Source organism: Comamonas sp. AG1104 (genome assembly GCF_003350425.1).
In the GTDB taxonomy this organism is placed as follows: domain Bacteria; phylum Pseudomonadota; class Gammaproteobacteria; order Burkholderiales; family Burkholderiaceae_C; genus Comamonas; species Comamonas testosteroni.
Window position 1 is genome coordinate 155,657 of the sequence record NZ_QQAS01000004.1, and the last position, 19,609, is coordinate 175,265.

The 19,609-nt window shown below is 63.5% G+C and carries 16 protein-coding genes; 6 read left to right on the forward strand and 10 right to left on the reverse strand.

The genetic code is table 11. The features are described from left to right. Positions 1-19: 19 nt before the first annotated feature. The 4 genes from hutI to DFO48_RS12600 form a co-directional block, all read right to left on the reverse strand. Complete coding sequence (hutI, locus tag DFO48_RS12585; protein ID WP_114863830.1) at positions 20-1,282, reverse strand: imidazolonepropionase; 1,263 nt, start codon at positions 1,280-1,282, stop codon at positions 20-22. 139 nt (positions 1,283-1,421) lie between these two features. Further along, entirely contained in the window at positions 1,422-1,988 is a 567-nt protein-coding gene (locus DFO48_RS12590; RefSeq protein ID WP_003071833.1) for a HutD family protein, read from the reverse strand. A gap of 150 nt (positions 1,989-2,138) precedes the next feature. Continuing rightward, the gene (gene hutU, locus DFO48_RS12595; protein WP_003071835.1) at positions 2,139-3,860 is read right to left on the reverse strand and encodes a urocanate hydratase; all 1,722 of its coding nucleotides are present in this window, start codon (positions 3,858-3,860) and stop codon (positions 2,139-2,141) included. Positions 3,861-3,891: 31 nt separating this feature from the next. Further along, positions 3,892-5,364 (reverse strand): cytosine permease, encoded by a 1,473-nt coding sequence (locus DFO48_RS12600; RefSeq protein ID WP_114863613.1) that lies wholly within the window; start codon positions 5,362-5,364, stop codon positions 3,892-3,894. Positions 5,365-5,509: 145 nt separating this feature from the next. On the opposite strand from DFO48_RS12600, the gene hutC (DFO48_RS12605) reads away from it, so the two are divergent. Further along, positions 5,510-6,226 carry a histidine utilization repressor gene (hutC, locus tag DFO48_RS12605; protein ID WP_003071838.1) on the forward strand — a complete coding sequence of 239 codons (717 nt, stop codon included), beginning with the start codon at positions 5,510-5,512 and terminating at the stop codon, positions 6,224-6,226. Between the two features lie 93 nt (positions 6,227-6,319). On the opposite strand, the gene hutH is transcribed toward hutC (DFO48_RS12605), so the two are convergent. The 6 genes from hutH to DFO48_RS12635 all read right to left on the reverse strand — a co-directional run bounded on the left by hutH (position 6,320) and on the right by DFO48_RS12635 (position 12,545). Further along, a complete protein-coding gene (gene hutH, locus DFO48_RS12610) occupies positions 6,320-7,879 on the reverse strand; it encodes a histidine ammonia-lyase (protein ID WP_114863614.1) in 1,560 nt (519 codons plus the stop codon). A 65-nt stretch (positions 7,880-7,944) separates the two neighbouring features. Further along, positions 7,945-8,712 (reverse strand): histidine utilization repressor, encoded by a 768-nt coding sequence (gene hutC / locus DFO48_RS12615; protein ID WP_003069519.1) that lies wholly within the window; start codon positions 8,710-8,712, stop codon positions 7,945-7,947. Between the two features lie 10 nt (positions 8,713-8,722). After that, the gene (locus DFO48_RS12620) at positions 8,723-9,502 is read right to left on the reverse strand and encodes an ABC transporter ATP-binding protein (protein ID WP_034375140.1); all 780 of its coding nucleotides are present in this window, start codon (positions 9,500-9,502) and stop codon (positions 8,723-8,725) included. Next, complete coding sequence (locus DFO48_RS12625) at positions 9,502-10,365, reverse strand: ABC transporter permease (RefSeq protein ID WP_199406993.1); 864 nt, start codon at positions 10,363-10,365, stop codon at positions 9,502-9,504. The genes DFO48_RS12620 and DFO48_RS12625 overlap by 1 nt, the downstream gene beginning before the upstream one ends. 17 nt (positions 10,366-10,382) lie before the next feature. Beyond that, positions 10,383-11,351 (reverse strand): ABC transporter substrate-binding protein, encoded by a 969-nt coding sequence (locus DFO48_RS12630; protein WP_003059705.1) that lies wholly within the window; start codon positions 11,349-11,351, stop codon positions 10,383-10,385. Positions 11,352-11,612: 261 nt separating this feature from the next. Further along, a complete protein-coding gene (locus DFO48_RS12635) occupies positions 11,613-12,545 on the reverse strand; it encodes a LysR substrate-binding domain-containing protein (RefSeq protein ID WP_114863616.1) in 933 nt (310 codons plus the stop codon). Here DFO48_RS12635 and DFO48_RS12640 point away from each other — a divergent pair. From DFO48_RS12640 to DFO48_RS12660, 5 genes are all read left to right on the forward strand, one after another. After that, positions 12,524-13,813, forward strand: a complete 1,290-nt coding sequence (locus DFO48_RS12640) for a CoA transferase (protein WP_199406994.1) — start codon at positions 12,524-12,526, stop codon at positions 13,811-13,813. The genes DFO48_RS12635 and DFO48_RS12640 overlap by 22 nt on opposite strands. Before the next feature lie 32 nt (positions 13,814-13,845). Continuing rightward, the gene (locus DFO48_RS12645) at positions 13,846-14,994 is read left to right on the forward strand and encodes an acyl-CoA dehydrogenase family protein (RefSeq protein WP_114863617.1); all 1,149 of its coding nucleotides are present in this window, start codon (positions 13,846-13,848) and stop codon (positions 14,992-14,994) included. Positions 14,995-15,039: 45 nt separating this feature from the next. After that, the gene (gene hutC / locus DFO48_RS12650; RefSeq protein WP_223305653.1) at positions 15,040-15,774 is read left to right on the forward strand and encodes a histidine utilization repressor; all 735 of its coding nucleotides are present in this window, start codon (positions 15,040-15,042) and stop codon (positions 15,772-15,774) included. 137 nt (positions 15,775-15,911) lie between these two features. After that, on the forward strand, positions 15,912-17,822 hold the full coding sequence (recQ, locus tag DFO48_RS12655) for a DNA helicase RecQ (protein ID WP_003071851.1): 1,911 nt from the start codon (positions 15,912-15,914) through the stop codon (positions 17,820-17,822). Between the two features lie 265 nt (positions 17,823-18,087). Further along, positions 18,088-19,461 carry an aspartate aminotransferase family protein gene (locus DFO48_RS12660; protein WP_003069536.1) on the forward strand — a complete coding sequence of 458 codons (1,374 nt, stop codon included), beginning with the start codon at positions 18,088-18,090 and terminating at the stop codon, positions 19,459-19,461. Positions 19,462-19,609 lie beyond the last annotated feature (148 nt).

Consider the following 19,609-nt stretch of genomic DNA (forward strand, 5'->3'; position numbering starts at 1 on the left):
CCTTTCGCGCTCCCCGCATTCAGGCTTTGGCTTGCTGTGCAATCAGACCCTGGCGCACCACCGTACAGACCGGCTTGCTGCCGAACCAATAGGCCAGCTCTGCTGCCTGCTGCACAGGCCAGAGCACGAAATTGGCGGGGCGACCCACGGCAATCAGGCCTTGCTCGTCCTGCAGGCCCAGAGCCTGCGCGGCGTGCCGGGTGATGCCGGCCAGAGCCTCGGGAACCGTCAGACGGAACAGCGTGCAAGCCATATTGGCCATGAGCAGCAAGCTCAAGCACGGGGAGGTACCCGGATTGTGATCGGTAGAAACGGCCATCGGGACCTTGGCAGCCCTTAATTCCTCAATCGGGGGCACTTTGGTGTCGCGCAGCGTGTAGAAGGCCCCGGGCAGCAGCACGGCCACGGTGCCTGCCTTCTTCATCTCGGCGATGCCGTGCTCGGACAGGTGCTCGATATGGTCGCAGGACAGCGCGCCATAGCGGGCCGCGAGGGCTGCACCCTCCATATTCGACAGCTGCTCGGCATGCAGCTTGACGGGCAGGCCCAATGCCTTGGCCGCTTCAAAGACCTGCTCAGTCTCGGCCAGCGAGAAGGCGATGCGTTCGCAGAACACGTCGACGGCATCGATCAAACCTTCGGCAGCCAGTGCCGGCAGCATGACCTGGCATACCAGATCCGTGTATTCCTGGCTGCGGCCCGCATACTCGGGCGGCAGCGCATGGGCCCCTAAAAACGTGGTTCGCACGGTCACGGCACACAGCTCGCCCAGGCGCCGTGCGGCACGCAGCTGCTTGCGCTCGTGTTCAAGAGCCAGGCCGTAGCCCGACTTGATCTCTATGGCCGTCACGCCTTCGGTCAGCAACTGCTCCAGACGCGGCAGCGCCAGCGCCACCAGCTCGTCCTCCGAAGCCTCGCGCGTGGCCCTGACGCTGGAGACGATGCCTCCGCCGGCCCGGGCCACTTCCTCATAGCTGGCTCCGGCCAGGCGCATGGCGAATTCGTTGGCGCGCTCGCCGCCATAGACCAGATGGGTGTGGCAGTCGATCAGGCCCGGCGTGACCAGGCGTCCTGCGCCATCGTGCCTGGGCAGCGCCTGGTATTGGGCAGGCATGGCGTCCTGCGGGCCCACCCAGACCATGCGGCCCTGCTGCACGACGATGCAAGCCAGCGTGCCTTCGGGAATATCCGCCACCTCGGAGACATACAGCTGCGGCGCCAGACGCAGGTTGTGCCAGCAGCCGTCGGCGGAGACTGCGGGGTGGGGATTAGCTTGCGCCATGGCAATGCTCCTCATGTTCGATGACGACAATTCAAACCATGAAGCTCCTTATTTCATAGCTTCATGCGCTTGCCTCTCTTGATTTTTCATATCAATACACATTGAAATGACCAACCAAATTGCGCAAGCTGCTCCTGTTTTAGCTATGCGACGCCAGACTGACCAGGATCAGCCTCGCCTTTTCGTCCTGCGCGACCAGCGGCTCGGGCCGGACGCTGCTCCACCACAGACCCTGACCGGCTTGCAGTATCCGCCCGTCGGCGCATTTCCAGCTACCTTGCAACACCATGCAAAGCCCTGCGGCGCTCAGCCCCGCCTCGGCCTGGCCACCAAGCTGCTCCAGCCGGGCCGACCATTGTCCGCGCCGGGTCATGACATTGAAGTCGCTGGACGGGCCGCCCAGCAGATCGCAATCGAGAGCCATATCGCCCGAAAAGGCGAATGGCTGCCAGCGCTCGGTCAATGCATGTTCGAGCCCGGCCTGGGCGTTGTGCAACCGCACCCCGTCGCCATCGAGCAGCATGATCTGCCGGTCTATGCCCGGAAATGCCGAAAACGGGCCGGCCTGGGCAATCGTGGCCACGCTCACGCGCCAGCCAAAGCTGTCCATGCCCGCGCCTTGCGGCCAGCAGGCAATCTCGCGCGTGCTGCCGCCCCCGTTCTTCCACGGGCTGGGCGCAATCTGGTTCAGGTCAAAGCGTTGCATCGAAGACTGTTGTGAGTGAAGCCGAAGCTCTAAAAACAAGCATGCCCCAGGTGCGGGACGCCCAGCAAGGGCCGCCCCGCAGCAAAGGGCGTCGTCCCCCTGGGGGAAGCGGCGGGGCCGCCTAGGCGCAGCCGCTCAGGGGGGACGACGTTACTTCACCATCGGCAGATTCAAGCCATGGCGCTTGGACGCTTCCACGGCAATCTCGTAGCCTGCATCGGCATGGCGCATCACGCCGGTGGCGGGATCGTTCCAGAGCACCCGGTTCAGGCGGGCCGCAGCCTCGTCCGTGCCATCGGCCACGATCACAACGCCGGCATGTTGCGAGTAACCCATGCCCACGCCACCGCCGTGGTGCAGGCTGACCCAGGTGGCGCCGCCCGCAGTGTTGAGCAGGGCGTTGAGCAGCGGCCAGTCGGAGACGGCGTCGGTGCCGTCCTTCATGGCTTCGGTCTCGCGGTTGGGGCTGGCCACCGAGCCGCAGTCCAGGTGGTCACGGCCGATCACGATGGGCGCCTTGAGTTCGCCGTTCTTGACCATTTCATTGAAGGCCAGGGCCGCCTTGTGACGCTCGCCCAGACCCAGCCAGCAGATGCGCGATGGCAGGCCCTGGAAGGCGATGCGCTCCTTGGCCATGTCCAGCCAGCGGTGGGTGTGCTTGTTCTCGGGGAACAGCTCCTTGATCTTGGCGTCGGTCTTGTAGATGTCCTCAGGGTCGCCGGACAGCGCCACCCAGCGGAACGGGCCCTTGCCTTCGCAGAACAGCGGACGGATATAGGCGGGCACAAAGCCGGGGAAGTCGAAGGCGTTCTTCACGCCTTCGTCCAGGGCCACCTGGCGGATGTTGTTGCCATAGTCCACCGTGGGGATGCCCATGGCCTGGAAGTCCAGCATGGCCTGCACATGCTGGGCGCAGCCCTGGGCGGCGGCCTTCTTGAGCGTGGGGTGCTGGCCGGGGTCGGCCGCAGCGGCGTTCCATTGCTCCACGGTCCAGCCCACGGGCAGGTAGCCGTTGATCAGGTCGTGGGCGGAGGTCTGGTCGGTCACGATGTCGGGACGGATGCCGCCGGCCTTGGCACGCCTGACCAGCTCGGGCAGGACTTCGGCCGCATTGCCCAGCAGGGCGATGGAGACGGCCTCGCCCTTTTCGGTGTGATGCTTGATCAGGGCCAGCGCGTCGTCGATGTCCTTGGCCTGCTTGTCCACATAGCGGGTGCGCAGGCGGAAGTCGATACTGGACTGCTTGCATTCGATAGCCAGCACGCAGGCGCCGGCCAGCACGCCGGCCAGTGGCTGGGCACCACCCATGCCGCCCAGGCCGGCCGTGAGAATCCACTTGCCGGTCAGGTCGTTGTTGTAGTGCTGGCGACCGGCCTCGACAAAGGTCTCGAAGGTGCCCTGCACGATGCCCTGGGCACCGATGTAGATCCAGCTGCCGGCCGTCATCTGGCCGTACATGAACAGGCCCTTCTGGTCGAGCTCGTTGAACTTCTCCCAGTTGGCCCACTTGGGCACCAGGTTGGAGTTGGCCAGCAGCACGCGCGGTGCATCGGGGTGGGTCTTGAACACGCCCACAGGCTTGCCCGACTGGATCAGCAGCGATTCGTCGGCTTCGAGCTTCTTGAGCTGGGCCAGGATCTCGTCATAGCACTCCCAGTTGCGGGCCGCGCGGCCGATGCCGCCGTAGACGACCAGGGCCTTGGGGTTCTCGGCCACATCCGGGTCCAGGTTGTTCTGGATCATGCGATAGGCCGCTTCGGCGAGCCAGTTCTTGCAGTGCAGCTCGCTGCCGCGGGGGGCGCGGATTTCTCGGCTGGCGTCGTAGCGGGGGTCTTGCTTGGCCGCGCTGATGATGGCGTCGTTGGCGTTCATGGTCGTATCCTTCAAGAATGGGTGGGAGGATTCAGCCGGCTTGCACGGCGTAAGTGGTAGCGGCAAAGCTCTTGCCTGCGTCCGTGGGCGCAGCTTGAACCTGGCTGGGGTAAATCATCTGGCTGGGCACGTTCATGCTTTTCCTGGCCAGCGGGTAGTAGACGAGCGAGGTGACGATCAGGCTCACGATCCACGAGATGTCGGCCCCGTTCATGGCCTTGGCCAGCGGGCCCACATACATGGCCTGGTTGATGAAGGGAATCTGCACCGCAACGCCCATCACATAGCAGGACAGAGCCGTCCAGTTGTAGGCGCCATAGCGGCCCTGGCTGTCGTAGAGCGCCGGGATGTCCACTTTTTCCTTGGAGACCAGGTAGTAGTCCACCAGATTGACGGCGCTCCAGGGAACGAACACGGTGAGCAGCAGCAGCACGAAGTTCTTGAAGGTGGCCAGAAAGTTGGAGCTGGCCAGCAGGGCCACCAGCACCGTCACCAGCACAAAGCCCAGGATGTAGAGCAGGCGCGATGTCGCGGTGAACTGCGTTTTCCGGTTGAAGGCGCTGACCGTTGTCAGCACGGTCATGAAGCCGCCATAGGCATTGAGGCAGTTCACGGTGAGCTTGCCGGTGACGATGACCAGGTAGATCACCACGGCCAGCGGGCCGGCCAGCTGGCCCATGAAGCCGACCTGGTTCTTGATGAAGTTGGCGCCCAGGGCTGCCACCAGCACGCCGAAGGTCATGGCCAGCTGCGAGCTGATGACGCTGCCGCTGAAGGTGGTCCAGAAGGTGGCAGCCGTCGAGGTCCTGGTGGGCAGATAGCGCGAATAATCGGCCACATAGGGGGCAAACGTCATCTGCCAGCCTGCCGACAGGGCCATGGCCGTGAGAAAGCTGGCCCAGGTGAAAGGCTTCTGGCCGAACGCCGAGACCACATCGAACTGGTGGCACAGCTGCCAGGCCAGATAGCCAAAGCCCAGAATGCCGACCACGGTGGAGATGCGCCCCACCACATGGATGAGCCGGTAGCCCACCACGGCGACCAGGGCCGTGAGCGCGCCGAAGATGATGATGCCGGCCGCTGGGCTGTGAAAGCCGAACATCAGATTGATGGCCTGGCCCGAGAGCACGGTGCCCGTGGCGGCGAAGCCCACATACATCAGGATCACCAGCACCAGCGGCAGGGCCGCGCCCTTGACGCCGAACTGCACGCGGCTGGAGATCATCTGGGGCAGACCCAGGCGCGGCCCCTGGGCCGAGTGCAGCGCCATGACGATGCCGCCGAGAATGTTGCCGATCAGCAGGCCGATGATGGCGGTCATGGCTTCGGCACCGAACACCACGGCCAGAGCGCCGTCGACCACCGCCGTGATCTGCATGTTGGCACCGAACCAGAGGGTGAACTGGCTGGAGGGCGTGCCGTGGCGCTCGCTCTCCGGAACCATGTCGATGGTTCTGCTTTCGATGGCGCCAGAGGAACCCAGCGTTGCTGTATCAATACTCATGAAATTGCTCCGTCAATCCCTCTGGATGTCTCTTATATGTCCGAACAACTTTCAGTAATTTCCATAAAGTTGTCTATACGAATTTTGTGATTTACTCCTGCCAACGTCAATCATCTAGACAGCTTTTCTAATCCAAACAAACCCTATGTCGCGAACCGATACCACCGCCGCCGTACCTGCGTTCCAGCGCATCAAAGACCATGTGCTGCAGCAGATCCACAGTGGCGTATGGCAGGAAGGCCAGGCCATTCCCAGCGAGGCCGCGCTGGTCAAGCAGTTCAATGTGGCGCGCATGACCGTCAACCGCGCGCTGCGCGAGCTCAGCGACGAAAAGACGCTGACGCGTGTCCAGGGCTCGGGCACTTTCGTGGCCCAGCAGAAGTACCAGGCCACCCTGGTGGAGCTGCGCAATATCGCCGACGAGATCGCGGCCCGCGGCCACCGCCATCGGGGGGAGCTGCAGCGGCTCGAGCGCTGCAAGGTCGACACCGCCCTGCTGCGCCAGTTCGAGCTGAACGCCGCCCCCCATCTGTTTCACTCCGTGGTCGTGCACTTCGAAAACGATGTCCCCATCCAGGTCGAAGACCGCTATGTGAACCCGGCTGTGGCTCCCGACTATCTGAGCCAGGACTTTGCAAGCCAGACGCCGAATGCCTATCTGGTGCGCGTGGCTCCGCTGCAGGGCGTGAATTTCTCCATCGAAGCGAGCATGCCCACGGCCGAGGTCGCGGATCTGCTGCGCATGGAAACCTCCGAGCCCTGCCTGGTGCTGCGCCGCAGAACACGCTCCCAGGGCCAGGTGGCCTCGGTTTCGGCTCTGTGGCACCCGGCTTCGCGCTACCAGTTCGCGGGCAGCTTCTGACCCTCCGCCCCGGCAAGCGCTGCCGGAATGCCGCCCCGCCGCAGCGAGAACCGCTACTGCCCGATGCTTGCGGCGTGACGACATGGCGCTGGCTCAGGCCGCGCTGCTCGGCAGAATGCTCTGCAACACCTCGGGCCAGGCGGTTTCCAGCGCCCACAGACGCATGATTTCGATATCGGGCGCCAGGTAGCGGTCCTTGTCCAGGTAAGGCACCTGACTGCGGATCAGCGCGTACTGCTCCTCGATCAGCGGCGAGCTCTTGAGTCGGCGATCGAAGTCCATGCCCTGGACTGCGGCCATGGCCTCCACGCCCACGATCACCGCAGTGTTCCTGGCCATGTCGGCCAGGCGACGCGCGCCATAGGTGGCCATGGAGACATGGTCTTCCTGGTTGGCCGAGGTGGGCAGGCTGGTCACGCTGCTCGGGTGCGCCAGGCACTGGTTTTCGGCCGCCAGTGCGGCCGCCGTGACCTGGGCAATCATGAAGCCCGAGTTGACGCCGCTGTCTTCAATCAGGAAGGCCGGCAGGCGCGACAGTCCTGTGTCCAGCAGCAAGGCCATGCGACGCTCCGAGATGGCGCCGATTTCAGCGATCGCCAGTGCCAGGATGTCGGCCGCAAAGGCCACGGGTTCGGCATGGAAGTTTCCGCCCGAAATCACGTCGCCGTTGTCAAACACCAGCGGATTGTCCGAGGCTGCATTGGCTTCTATGACCAGCACGCGCGCAGCATGGCTGAGGTTGTCCAGGCAGGCGCCCATGACCTGTGGCACGCAGCGGATGGAGTAGGGATCCTGCACGCGACCGCAATTGGGATGCGAGGGATCGATGGCGCTGCCGTCCAGCAGGGAACGAACGGCAGCAGCCACGGCAATCTGCCCCTGCTGGCCTCTGGCCTCGTGGATGCGCGCATCGAAGGGCTTGATGGAGCCCTGTATGGCTTCCAGCGTCAGGCAACCGGCCACCAGGCCTGCGGCCAGCACGCTTTCGGCCTGGAACAGGCCTGCCAGCGCCAGCGAGGTGGAGACCTGGGTTCCATTGAGCAGCGCCAACCCCTCCTTGGGGCCCAGCACAAAGGGCTCCAGGCCGATGTGTTTCATGGCTTCACGGCCGCAGACGATCTTGCCGCCCACCTTGGCCTGCCCCTCGCCGATCAGCACACAGGCCAGGTGCGACAGCGGCGCCAGGTCGCCCGAAGCCCCCACCGAACCTTTGGAAGGAATCACAGGCAGGACATCGGCATTGGCCAGCGCCAGCAGCGCGTCCACCAGTGCCGTGCGGGCTCCCGAATGCCCGCGGGCCAGACTCACGGCCTTGGTGGCCAGCACCAGACGCACCACATGGTCCGGCAACGGATCACCCGTGCCCACGCTGTGTGAAAGCACCAGGTTGCGCTGCAGCTCTGCCAGACGCTCATGCGCGATCTTGGTCGAAGCCAGTTTGCCGAAACCGGTGTTGATGCCGTAGACCACCTGGTCTTCATCGACGATGTGCTGCACATGTGCCTCGGCCTTGCGCATTGCGTCATAGGCAGCCTGCGCCATGCTGAGCTGCACGCCGCCGTCCTGAATGCGGCGCAGCTGAGCCAGCGTGAGCTCGCCGGGATGCAGTTCCAGTTCGAAGTTCGAGAGCTCTTGGGTGGTGGTGGTGTTCATGGCTATACCTGTCTATACAGTCAAGAGAAACAAAAACGTACTGAGGATTCAAGGGCCTGGCCGGATCAGCCGCCGTGCACTGAATCGGTTCGGAAACGGCTACCGAGTCGGTAGCGCATGCCTGGATGCACGCAATGCACCCAGGTGATCGGAACGCCGCGCAGCCAGGTACGGCGCGTGAGCATCAGGCAAGGCTGGTCAAGAGCCATCTGCAGCAGCCGGGCCTGTTCGGCGGTCGGCAAGATCGCATCGACCACATGTTCGATCTGGTCGTACTGCACATTGCGCACCAGATAGACCGAGGGCTGCACGGCAGAGAAGTCCTGGTCCATGAAGTCAGGGACCAGGCGGGGGTTCACGTAGCGGTCTTCGATCTGGACCGGCAGCTCGTTTTCGAAGTGCACGCCGTGCAGGTGAAAGACCGAGGCGCCGACCGCGAGATCCAGCGCTGCAGCGACTTCGGGCGAGGCGGACTCGCGGCGCATATCGAGCAGCTCGAAGCGATGATCGTGGCCGCGCTGGGTGATCTCTTCACCAATATTGGCAATGCGCAGCAGGGTCGACTGCGGCTTTTCTTCGGCCACGAAGGAGCCCACCCCCGCCACACGCACGATCACGCCCTGCTCTGCCAGCTCGCGCAGCGCTCGGTTCACCGTCATGCGCGCCACGCCGAACTCATTGACCAGCTCCTGCTCGGAAGGTACGCGCGCACCGGCCGCCAGCGAGCCGTCGCCGATCTTGCGCAGTACATGGTCCTTGACCTGCTGGTACAGCGCGAGCGGCATCTGGGCTGCAGGAGCCGTTTTGCGCTGGGCAGGGTCTCGGACATTCATGATGCAGGCCTCAGTGAGCTGCCGCAGCCAGTGACTCGGCGCGAATCTCTTCCGTCAACCGGGCCTTGAGCTCCATGAACTCGGGCGAGGTCTTGACGGTGTAGTGGCGCGGGTGCGGCAGATGGACCGGGATGTCCGCCTTGATGCGGCCAGGACGCGCGCTGAACACGGCCACGCGATTGGCCATGAAGATGGCTTCATCGATATCGTGGGTCACGAACATCACCGTCTTGCGCTCGGCCTCCCAGATGCCCAGCAGCAATTCCTGCATCAGAACCCGGGTCTGGTTGTCCAGAGCACCGAAGGGCTCGTCCATGAGCAGGATCTTGGGATCGTTGGCCAGCGCACGCGCGATCGCCGTGCGTTGCTGCATGCCGCCCGACAGCTGCTTGGGGTAGTGATTCTCAAACCCGCGCAGGCCCACCTTGGCAATGAAGTAGTCGCTGCGCTCTTTCTGGACGGCTTCGCTCACGCCTTTCTCGCGCAGTCCGAAGCGGATGTTCTGCGCCACGGTCAGCCAGGGGAACAAGGTGTAGCTTTGAAACACCATGCCGCGGTCGGCGCCGGGCTCCTGCACCAGCTTCCCGTCCAGCAACACCTGCCCCGTCGTCGGGAAATCCAGACCCGCAACAATGCGCAGCATCGTCGATTTTCCGCAGCCCGAGGGCCCGAGAATGGTCACGAAATCGTTCTCCCGGACCTCGAAATCCACCGGCAGCAGCGCCTGGGTGCTGACGCCTTTGTGGCTGGTGAAGGTGCGCGAAACGCCTTGAATGGACAGCTGGTTCATCACAGGGAACTCCATTCGAACATGCGACGGTTGACGGTTTTGAAGATGAAATCCGACACCAGACCGATGAGCCCGATGATGATGATGCCGAAGATGATCTGTCCGGTATTGAGCAGCGCCTGGCTGTCGGTGATCATGTGCCCGATGCCCGAGGACGAGCCGATCAGCTCGGCAACGATCACATAGGTCCAGGCCCAGCCCAGAACCAGGCGCAGGGTTTCCGCGATGCCCGGAGCGGCACCGGGAATCAGCACCCGCTTGACGATGCCGGTATTGCTGGCGCCCAGTGTGTAGGCGGCCTCCACCAGATCCTTGCGCGCACCGCCCACGGTCACGGCCACCATGAGGGTGATCTGGAACACCGAGCCGATGAAGATGACCAGCAGCTTCTGGGCTTCGCCCACGCCGGCCCAGAGAATCAGCAGCGGAATGAATGCCGAGGCAGGCAGGTAGCGGCAGAACGAGACAAAGGGCTCGAAAAACGCCTCCACAGGCTTCCAGGCCCCCATGGCAATGCCCAGCGGAACGGCCACGATGCTGGCCAGGATGAAGCCTCCCATGACACGCCATACGGTCATGCCGATGTCATGGTGAAAGTCGAACTCCGTGAACAGCAGAATGCCTTCGCGCAGCATCGTCAGCGGGCTGGCGAGAAAGGTCGGCGAGACCAGTCCGCCAAAGGTGACGGCCGACCAGACCAGCAGGAACAGCACGAAGAAGCCCGTGCCGAGCAGCCACTTGGCCTTGGGGCTGACAGGCTCCAGAGGAGCCATGTAGCGCCGGCGAGCCGGCCTCACGGAAGGCGATGCCACCTGAACCGATGCGGGCGATGCAGACTTGATAGAAGGTGATATCGCTTCCATGTGCAACCTCTTTGCGCTTACTTGATGAAGCTGGCGTCGTACATGACGCCGTAGTTCTCAGGAATGCTGCGAATCACGCCAGCCTCCTTGAGGATGGCGGCAGACTCCTTCATGAACGGCAGCAGGTCGCTGGCAAAGAACTTCTGATTGGCCTCCTTGTCCGACCATTTCAGAAAGGCTGCCGACTTGCCGAACTGCTCGCCGCTTTGCTTGACGGCCGCGCCCATGATTTCGTAGCTCTTTTCCTTGTCGGAATTGATCATGGCGATCGCATCGAAGTAGGACTGGGTCAGCGCCTTGGCGGCAGCCGTGTTGGCCTTGAGCCACTTGGGATCGCAGCCCACGGTGTCCATCACCATCGGGTAGTCGATGGTGGTGGCCAGAATTTTGCCGGCGCTGGGGTTGGCGCGCACGGTGGACAGATAGGGCTCATAGGTCATGGCCGCATCGTTCTGTCCGGAGACAAAGGCCTGCGCCGCAGGCTGGGGCTCCAGCGACACGGTCTTGATGTCCTTCATGGTCATGCCGTTCTTGTTCAGCATCCAGGCCAGACCGAAGTAGGGAGCCGTACCCGGCGCGCTGACGGCGACGGTCTTGCCTTTCAGATCGGCAAAGTTCTTGACGTCGTTGCGCACGGCAATACCGTCCGCGCCATAGGACTTGTCCATCTGGAAGATCTGCACGATCGGCACACCATTGGTGTTCCAGGCGACATGCGTCTCCACGGTGGTGGCGGCACATTGCACGGCACCCGAGGCCAGCGCCAGATGCCGGTCCTTCTGGGGAATCATCTTGATTTCGACATTGAGGCCGTTCTTCTTGAAGATCCCGGCCTTGTCCGCAAGCGTCAGTGGCGCGAAGCCTGTCCATCCCGACATGCCCAGGACGATCTTGGTCTCCTGAGCCGCTGCATGTTGTGCAGCAGACGCCAGAACGGTTGCGGCTAATGCCAGTTGCCAGATGGGAACGCGACGTGTCGATTTCATGGGACTCTCCTCGGTCGATGCCAGAGCAGTTCGGTTGTTGATGCGGACTTCAAGCCTTGCACGACAGTGCAGACAGCGAAGTTTGCGGTTGCTGATTGAACATGTATATACAGGCTTACCCGAGCGCCATAGTTACCGGATTTCACAGCTGTATAGACATGCATCAACAATCCACAAGAGCAAGCTATGTGCCAACTCGCCCGTCCACGGGCCGCCTCCGCCGGCTCCCGGGGAGCGCACCAAAACAGCACCCGCGTTGCGCTAGTCGGGTGCAATCACGCTTTTTGCCACGGTCAGAAATGGTGCAATCAGCGCCGAGGCATTGCTCCTGGGCACCGACAGCACCACGGCCTGCTTGGCGACGCGACCCTTGATTCTTTTGCAGATCAGCCGCTTGCCGTCGTGGGTTCGGTCGACCACCGGCCGCGTGGTCAGAACGCTGACGCCATGTCCGTTGGCGACCATGGAACGCACCAGCTCTATCGACGCCAGTTCATAGTTCACCGTGGGAACCACGCCTGCCTCGCGAAACAGCGAGAGAAAGTACTCTCGGCTCTGCGGCAGGTTGATCAGCAGCAACGGCGACTGGGCCAGCTCCGCCAGGCTCACGCTGGGCGCCGCAGACAGGGCGTGCCTGGCGGGCAACAAGGCATAGGGCGGCAACGCGGCAACCGGGTGCATGGTCAGCAAAGGGCGAGCCAGACCCAGGTCATATTGCAGTGCGGCATGGATCTCCCCTCGCTCCACTTGCCGCGTCAGCGAGGCGATGTCCCCTTCGATCAGCTCGATGTCGATGGAGGGGTGGCGCTTTTGCATCTGGGTGAGCAGCTGCGGAATCCACAGCGCGCCCAGCGTGCTCAGAAAGCCCAGCCTCAGCGTGCCGGAAACCACCTGCTTGCGTGGCTCCTGAAGCAGTTGCGCGGCCTCCAGAAGGCTCAGGGCCTCCCGGCTTCTGGCCAGCCCTGCCGCGGTCAGGTCCAGCCCGACGGCATGTTTGCGCACAAACAGCTTCTCGCCCCATTGGGCCTCGAGGTCGGCAATCGCCTTGGAGATGGAGGGCTGTGAAACATTGATGGCCAGCGCCGCCTTGGCCGTGCTGCCGTGGCGTGCGGCGGCGACAAAATATTCGAGCTGGCGCAGATTTATCTGAATCAATTTTTTGAATCCAGTGAATGGGAAATGAATATTTTCCATTGATTCATGTTTTGGGCAGCATGCAGACATCGCTTCAGATCAACAGCGGGAACCTCATGCCTGAATCCACCGAAAAATCTGCCTCCCGTCCGCTGGACGGCATCCGCATCCTGGACTTCACCCGGGTTCTGGCGGGCCCCATGTCCACGGCCTTGCTGGCCGATCTGGGCGCGCAAGTCGTGAAGGTGGAGCCGCCCCAGGGCGACGACTACCGCGCCATCGGCCCCATGAAGAACGGGCAAAGCGCCTTGTTCACGGTCATGAATCGCAACAAGCAAAGCCTGGTGCTGGACCTCAAGCATGCGGAGGCGGTCGCCGTGGTGCATGAGCTGGCCCGGCAGGTCGACGTGGTGGTCGAGAACTTCAGGCCCGGCGTGGCCGAGCGCCTGGGCATCGGCCCCGAAACGCTGCGCGCCCTCAATCCCCGGCTGGTGTATGTCAGTGTCTCGGGCTTCGGCCAGACCGGCCCGCTGGCCCACCGCCCGGCCTACGACATCATTGTTCAGGCCATGAGCGGCCTGATGGAAGCCACGGGCGAGCCTCAGGGAGCACCCACGCTGGTCGGTGAAGCAGTCAGCGATGTGGTTGCCGGCCTGTTTGCCTCCTGGGCGACACTGGCGGCCCTGCTGCAGGCGCAGAGAACCGGAGACGGCCAGCATGTCGATGTCGCCATGTTCGACACCACGCTGAGCTTTCTGGCCACATCGATGTCGCGCTATCTGTTCACCGGCCTGCCTGCCCGGCGTGTGGGCAACCGGCATCCGCTCTCGGCGCCGTTTGGCGTCTACAGGGCACGTGACGGTCATTACGCCCTGGCCGTGCTCAACAAGAAGCTGTTCGACGCCACTGCGGCCGCGATGGACCTGCCAGAGCTGGCCAGCGACCCGCGTTTTGCCAGCGACGAAACCCGCTCGGCCAACGAGCCCGCCTTGCGCGCCGCGCTGGAGGGCTGGAGCACGCAGCACGACGTGGCCGATGTGGTCGCGCGGCTGGAGAGCGCAGGCGTTCCCGCAGCCCCCATCTGGAATATCGAGCAGGCCCTGAACTCCGAGCAGATCCGCTCGCGCGGCCTGCTCTGCGAGGTCGAGGACGAACGCCTTCCGGGACTGCAGCTGCCGACACAGCCCGTGCATTTCAACGGCGCTCTGCCCAATCGTGCGCAACGCGCGCCGGCCCTGGGCGAACACACGGAGCTGCTGCTGCAAAGCTGGCTGGGCCGCAGCACGGACGCCATTGCCGCCTTGCGCGAAGCAGGCGCCTTGGGTTGATTTTGATAGCAAGAAAACAAGGAGAGACCGCCATGTCATTGATTCGTCTGGGCGCGACCGAAGAAGATCAGGCCGTTGCCGATGCCGTAGCACGCTTTGCCGAGGAAACCCTGGCCCCCGTGGCCCAGGCCATGGACGAGGAAGCCTTTTCCGCCACGCGCCATGTGCCCGGCCTGTCCGCGCTGGGCGTGATGGGCATGAATCTGCCGGAACGCTTTGGCGGGCCGGGCGTCACCCCCACCGCCATGCTGATATCGCTGGTCGCCATCTCGCGCGCCTGCGCCGCGACCTCGTCCATGATCGGTGCTCACTATCTGGGCACGGATGCCGTTCTCATCGGCGGTGACGAGGCGCAGCGCGAACAATGGCTGCCGCGCTGCGCCAGCGGGGAATGGCTGGCGGCCTTCGCGCTGACCGAGCCGCGTGGCGGCTCCCACCCTGCAGACATGCGTACCCGGGCCGTGCGCGACGGCGACGACTATCTGATCACGGGCGTCAAGCACTTCATCTCGAATGCGGCAGAAGCCCGCTTCATGGTGGTGTTCGCCAAGACGGATGCGGAGGCTGCAGCACGCGGGGTCAGCGCCTTCATCGTGCCGCGCGACCTGCCCGGCATACAGATTTCATCGCCCGAAAAGCTCATGGGCATCCGCGGCGGCCATGCCTTTGAGGTTTCGCTGGACAGCGTGCGTGTCCCGGCTGCCAACCGCCTCGGCGCCGAAGGCTCCGGCTTCAAGACCGCCATGAAAGTGCTGGACAACAGCCGCCTGGACGTGGCGGCGACCTCTCTGGGCATCGCCGAGGCCGCCCTCAAGGCGGCAGCCGACTGGGCCAACCAGCGTCTGGTGGGCGGCGAACCGATCGCCAGCAAGCAGGGCATACAGTTCAAGCTGGCCGACATGAAGCTGCGCCTGGAAGCCGCCTGGGCGCTGACCATGCAGGCCCTGGCACTGCGCCAGCAGGGCCAGCCCTTCACCCAGCAGTCGGCCATGGCCAAGCTGTTCGCCTCGGAGATGGTGAGCTTCGTGACCGACGAGGCGCTGCAGATCCATGGCGGCTACGGCTATACCCGTGAAATGCCCCTGGAGCGCTATGTGCGCGACGCCCGCATCCTGCGCATCTACGAAGGCTCTTCCGAGATTCAGCGCACCATCATCGCGCGCTCCGTATTGAACGCTTAGAAGGCGCAGCGGCACCCGGCCGGATTTACTGGTGTAATCCACTGCATGGACAAACACTCTTCCATGTCGCTGCACGGGAAAATTCTCACCGAGATTGAACAGAACATTCTCAGTGGCCGCTGGCCGCCCGGCTATCGCATCCCGTCGGAGATGGAGCTGACCGTCCATTACCAATGCTCGCGCATGACCGTGAGCAAGGTGCTCAACAAGCTGGCAGAAGCAGGTCTGCTGGTGCGCAAGCGCAAGGCAGGAAGCTTTGTGACGCGCCCGCAAACCAGCTCTGCCGTGCTGGAGATTCCCGATCTGCGCCAGGTGGTGCTGGGCATGGGACAGGAGTATTCGAGCAGGCTGCTCGGACGCACGCAACGGCGCAGCACGCGCGAGGACATGGAAGCCATGCGCATGGCCCGGCCGGCCTCCATCGTCCATGTGCTGTGCCTGCACATGGCGGGATCGCGTCCGTTCTGCATCGAAGACCGTCTGATCAATCTCGAATCCGTGCCGGACGCCGAGCACGAGCCGTTCACCGAACACAGCCCCAGCTCCTGGATGGTCAACCATGTGCCCTGGAGCTCGGCCGAACACCGCATTCGCGCCGAGGCGGCCAGCGAGGAAACCGCCGGCCTGCTGGAGATCAAGCCCGGCTTTCCCTGCCTGGTGATCGACCGCCGCACCTGGACCGGGCAGCTGCCCATCACCTTTGTGCGCCTGACCTATCCCGCCGACCTCTACGAGCTGGATGCGCATTTTTCGCCATCCACCATTGGGCAGGCTGGCTGATTGCGCATAACCCGGCCCGGGCAGCGCGCCGGGTCGCGGCGCACAATAGGGCCAGTCCCGATGCTTGCAACCGAAGTCAAATTGACTTCTCCCCCATACCCAGCAAGCGCTACCAGCTATCGATTCAAGAGTATCCGGTGTCTTCCGCGCAATCCATTCTGCAAGCCGTTTTTGGCTACGAGCAATTCCGTGGCCCCCAGCAGGCCATCGTCTCGCATGTCATCAACGGCGGCGATGCGCTGGTGCTCATGCCCACAGGCGGCGGCAAATCGCTGTGTTACCAGGTTCCGGCCATTGCGCGCCAGCAGCTCGGCCACGGCGTGACGATCGTGGTCTCGCCGCTGATCGCGCTCATGCACGACCAGGTCGGCGCACTGCATGAGGCCGGCATCAGCGCCGCCTATCTGAACTCCACCCTCAGCTACGACGAGACGCAGGAGGTGGAGCTGCGCCTGCAAAGCGGCGACATCACCCTGCTCTACGCCGCTCCCGAGCGGCTGAACACGCCACGTTTTCTGGGCCTGCTCGACGATCTGCATGCCCAGGGCAAGCTGTCGCTGTTCGCCATCGACGAAGCGCATTGCGTGAGCCAGTGGGGACACGACTTCCGCCCCGAATACCGCGCGCTGAGCGTGCTGCACCAGCGCTATGCCGAGGTGCCGCGCATTGCGCTGACGGCCACTGCCGATGCGCTGACGCGCGCCGACATCATCGAGCGCCTGCAGCTGGAAGCGGCCCAGCACTTCATCAGCAGTTTCGACCGCCCGAACATCCGCTACAAGATCGCCGAGAAAAAGGACGTCAGCAACCAGTTGCTGCGCTTTATCGAACGCGAGCACGAGGGCGAGGCCGGCGTGGTCTATTGCCAGTCGCGCAAGCGTGTCGAGGAGCTGGCCCAGACACTGGTGCAAAACGGCATCAATGCCCTGCCCTACCACGCCGGCCTGCCCCAGGAAATGCGCCAGAACCATCAGGACCGTTTTCTGCGCGAAGAAGGCGTGGTGATGTGCGCCACGATTGCCTTCGGCATGGGCATCAACAAGCCCGATGTGCGCTTTGTGGCCCATGTGGACATGCCCAAGAACATCGAGGGCTACTACCAGGAAACCGGCCGTGCGGGCCGCGACGGCCTGCCCGCCGATGCCTGGATGGCCTACGGTCTCAGCGACGTGGTCAACCAGCGCCGCATGATCGACGAAAGCCCGGCCGAGGAACAGTTCAAGCAGGTGATGCGAGGCAAGCTCGATGCCCTGCTCGGTCTGGCCGAGGCCACGGACTGCCGCCGTGTGCGGCTGCTGGCCTATTTTGGCGAGCAGTATGGACAGGAGCCGAGCCTGGATGGCAAGCCACTGCAGGCCGTTGCCCGCACCCATTGCGGCAACTGCGACAACTGCCTGGAACCACCGGCACTGTGGGATGGCACGGATGCGGCACGCAAGCTGCTGTCCACCATCTTCCGCGTGCACGAGGCCAGCGGCCTGACCTATGGAGCAGGCCACATCATGGACGTGCTGCGCGGCAAGGAGACGGACAAGGTCACGCAGTACGGCCATGACAAGGTGTCCACCTTCGGCATCGGCAAGGACTACTCGGAGCCGCAGCTGCGCGCCGTGATGCGCCAGTTGCTGGCCACGGGGGCCCTGGGCCTGCACAAGGTGGTGAGCGAGAACAGCGGCCATGTATTTGACACCTTGTGTCTGGCCGCGGGCTCGCGTGCCGTGCTCAAGGGCGAGGTGCAGGTGCAGCTGCGCGAGGCCGTGGCCGCTTCACGCAGCAAGAAGCAGAGCAAGAAGTCCGCGGCCAATGCGGCGGCGGTCAATCTGGGTCCCGACGCACAGGTGCGCTTCATCAACCTCAAGGCCTGGCGCGCCGAAGTGGCCAAATCTCACAATCTGCCGGCCTATGTGATCTTCCACGACGCCACGCTGGCATCGATTGCCGAACTCAATCCCCAGAGCCTGCAGGAGCTGCAGGGCGTGAGCGGCATGGGCACCAAGAAGCTCGATGCCTACGGTGCCGAGGTGCTGCGCGTGGTGGCACTGGGCTGATTGGCCCGGGTTCGGCAGCGGTCTGGACGCCGCCTCAAAGACCTGCAGCAAGCCGCGCCCCGGACCTTGAACAGGACCGGGCAAGCTGCTGCTGGCAGCAGCGCGCGCCCGGACACCTGTTGCCGCCGTCTGCGGCGCTGGAAATCGCCCGACACAGAGCTCTCCACAATTCCCACACAAATGCTCGACAGCCCGGAAATATTGCAAACGCACACTGCTGCCGCATACCGTTGACCGAATTCATTTTTGCGGAGCGCTTTCTGCTGTGATCAATACTGCCCAATTGCTGGCTGACGAAGCCAAATACTGCTCGTTTGGCGACACCGTCCACTACGTTAATCCTCCGAAGATCTTCACAGGCTGCGAAGGCAGCTACATGTACGACGACGCAGGCACGTCCTACCTCGATCTGCAGATGTGGTATTCGGCCGTCAACTTCGGCTACAAGAACAAGCGTCTTGAAGCCAAGATGATCGAGCAGCTGCAGGAGCTGCCCCAGGTGGCCAGCCAGTATCTGCATCCCACCAAGATCGAACTGGCCAAGTTCATTGCCGAAGACGCCAAGAGCAAATGGGGCCACGACGGCCGCGTGCACTTCAACGTGGGCGGCGCGCAAGCCATCGAGGACTCGCTGAAGGTCGTGCGTAACGCCAGCGGCGGCAAGAGCCTGATGTTCGCGTTCGAAGGCGGCTACCACGGCCGTACGCTGGGTGCATCGTCCATCACCTCCAGCTACCGCTATCGCCGCCGCTTCGGCCACTTCAGCGACCGCGCGCAGTTCATCCCCTTCCCCTACCCCTTCCGCCGCCCCAAGGGCATGACGGCAGAGGAGTACGCGGAATCCATCGTGGCCGACTTCCGTCGCAAGTTCGAAAACGAATACCACGCGGTCTGGGACCCCAAGACCAACCAGTGCGAATACGCAGCCTTCTACATCGAGCCCATTCAGGGCACCGGCGGTTACGTGATCCCGCCTGCCAACTTCTTTACCGGCCTGAAGAAGGTGCTGGACGACCACGGCGTACTGCTGGTGGTCGATGAAATCCAGATGGGCTTCTGGCGTACCGGCAAGCTGTGGTCGGTGGAAAACTTCGGCATCCAGCCCGATGTGCTGGTGTTTGCCAAGGCCCTGACCAATGGCCTGAATGCGCTGTCCGGCCTGTGGGCTCGCGAAGAGCTGATCAACCCCACGGTGTTCCCGCCCGGCTCCACCCATTCCACCTTTGCCTCCAATCCGCTGGGTACGGCCCTGGGCCTGGAAGTCATGAAGATGACCCACGAGATGGACTTCGGCCGTCAGGTGCGCGAATCGGGTGCCTACTTCCTCGAAGGCCTCAAGGAGCTGCAAAAGCGCCACAAGGAAATCGGCGATGTGGACGGCCTGGGCCTGGCGCTGCGTGCCGAAATCTGCACCGAAGACGGCTTCACGCCCAACAAGGCGCTGCTGGACAAGATGGTGGATATCGGCCTCGAAGGCGGTCTGGAATACCAGGGCCAGAAACGCGGCCTGGTGCTGGACGTGGGCGGCTACTACAAGAACGTGATCACCTTCGCGCCTTCGCTGATGATTTCGCGCAGCGAGATCGACGAAGCCATGGTGCTGCTGGATCAGCTGCTGACCAAGGCTAAGAAGGCGTAACCCCCTGAGCGGCTTTGCCTAGGCGGCCCCGCCGCTTCCCCCTCTCTCTCTTCGGGAGGGGGACGACAGCCTCGCTGTGCGGCGGCGGGGGCCGCCCAGGTCTTGCTCGCTGTCTCTTGCTTGGGTGGTGCCAGTTTTCTGCGCTGCA

Excerpts from the sequence above, each read along its gene's own strand:
- hutI (WP_114863830.1), bottom strand. The coding sequence starts at position 1,282 with ATGGCGCAAGCTAATCCCCACCCCGCAGTCTCCGCCGACGGCTGCTGG.
- DFO48_RS12590 (WP_003071833.1), bottom strand. The coding sequence starts at position 1,988 with ATGCAACGCTTTGACCTGAACCAGATTGCGCCCAGCCCGTGGAAGAAC.
- hutU (WP_003071835.1), bottom strand. The coding sequence starts at position 3,860 with ATGAACGCCAACGACGCCATCATCAGCGCGGCCAAGCAAGACCCCCGC.
- DFO48_RS12600 (WP_114863613.1), bottom strand. The coding sequence starts at position 5,364 with ATGAGTATTGATACAGCAACGCTGGGTTCCTCTGGCGCCATCGAAAGC.
- hutC (WP_003071838.1), top strand. The coding sequence starts at position 5,510 with ATGTCGCGAACCGATACCACCGCCGCCGTACCTGCGTTCCAGCGCATC.
- hutH (WP_114863614.1), bottom strand. The coding sequence starts at position 7,879 with ATGAACACCACCACCACCCAAGAGCTCTCGAACTTCGAACTGGAACTG.
- hutC (WP_003069519.1), bottom strand. The coding sequence starts at position 8,712 with ATGAATGTCCGAGACCCTGCCCAGCGCAAAACGGCTCCTGCAGCCCAG.
- DFO48_RS12620 (WP_034375140.1), bottom strand. The coding sequence starts at position 9,502 with ATGAACCAGCTGTCCATTCAAGGCGTTTCGCGCACCTTCACCAGCCAC.
- DFO48_RS12625 (WP_199406993.1), bottom strand. The coding sequence starts at position 10,365 with ATGGAAGCGATATCACCTTCTATCAAGTCTGCATCGCCCGCATCGGTT.
- DFO48_RS12630 (WP_003059705.1), bottom strand. The coding sequence starts at position 11,351 with ATGAAATCGACACGTCGCGTTCCCATCTGGCAACTGGCATTAGCCGCA.
- DFO48_RS12640 (WP_199406994.1), top strand. The coding sequence starts at position 12,524 with ATGGGAAATGAATATTTTCCATTGATTCATGTTTTGGGCAGCATGCAG.
- DFO48_RS12635 (WP_114863616.1), bottom strand. The coding sequence starts at position 12,545 with ATGGAAAATATTCATTTCCCATTCACTGGATTCAAAAAATTGATTCAG.
- DFO48_RS12645 (WP_114863617.1), top strand. The coding sequence starts at position 13,846 with ATGTCATTGATTCGTCTGGGCGCGACCGAAGAAGATCAGGCCGTTGCC.
- hutC (WP_223305653.1), top strand. The coding sequence starts at position 15,040 with ATGGACAAACACTCTTCCATGTCGCTGCACGGGAAAATTCTCACCGAG.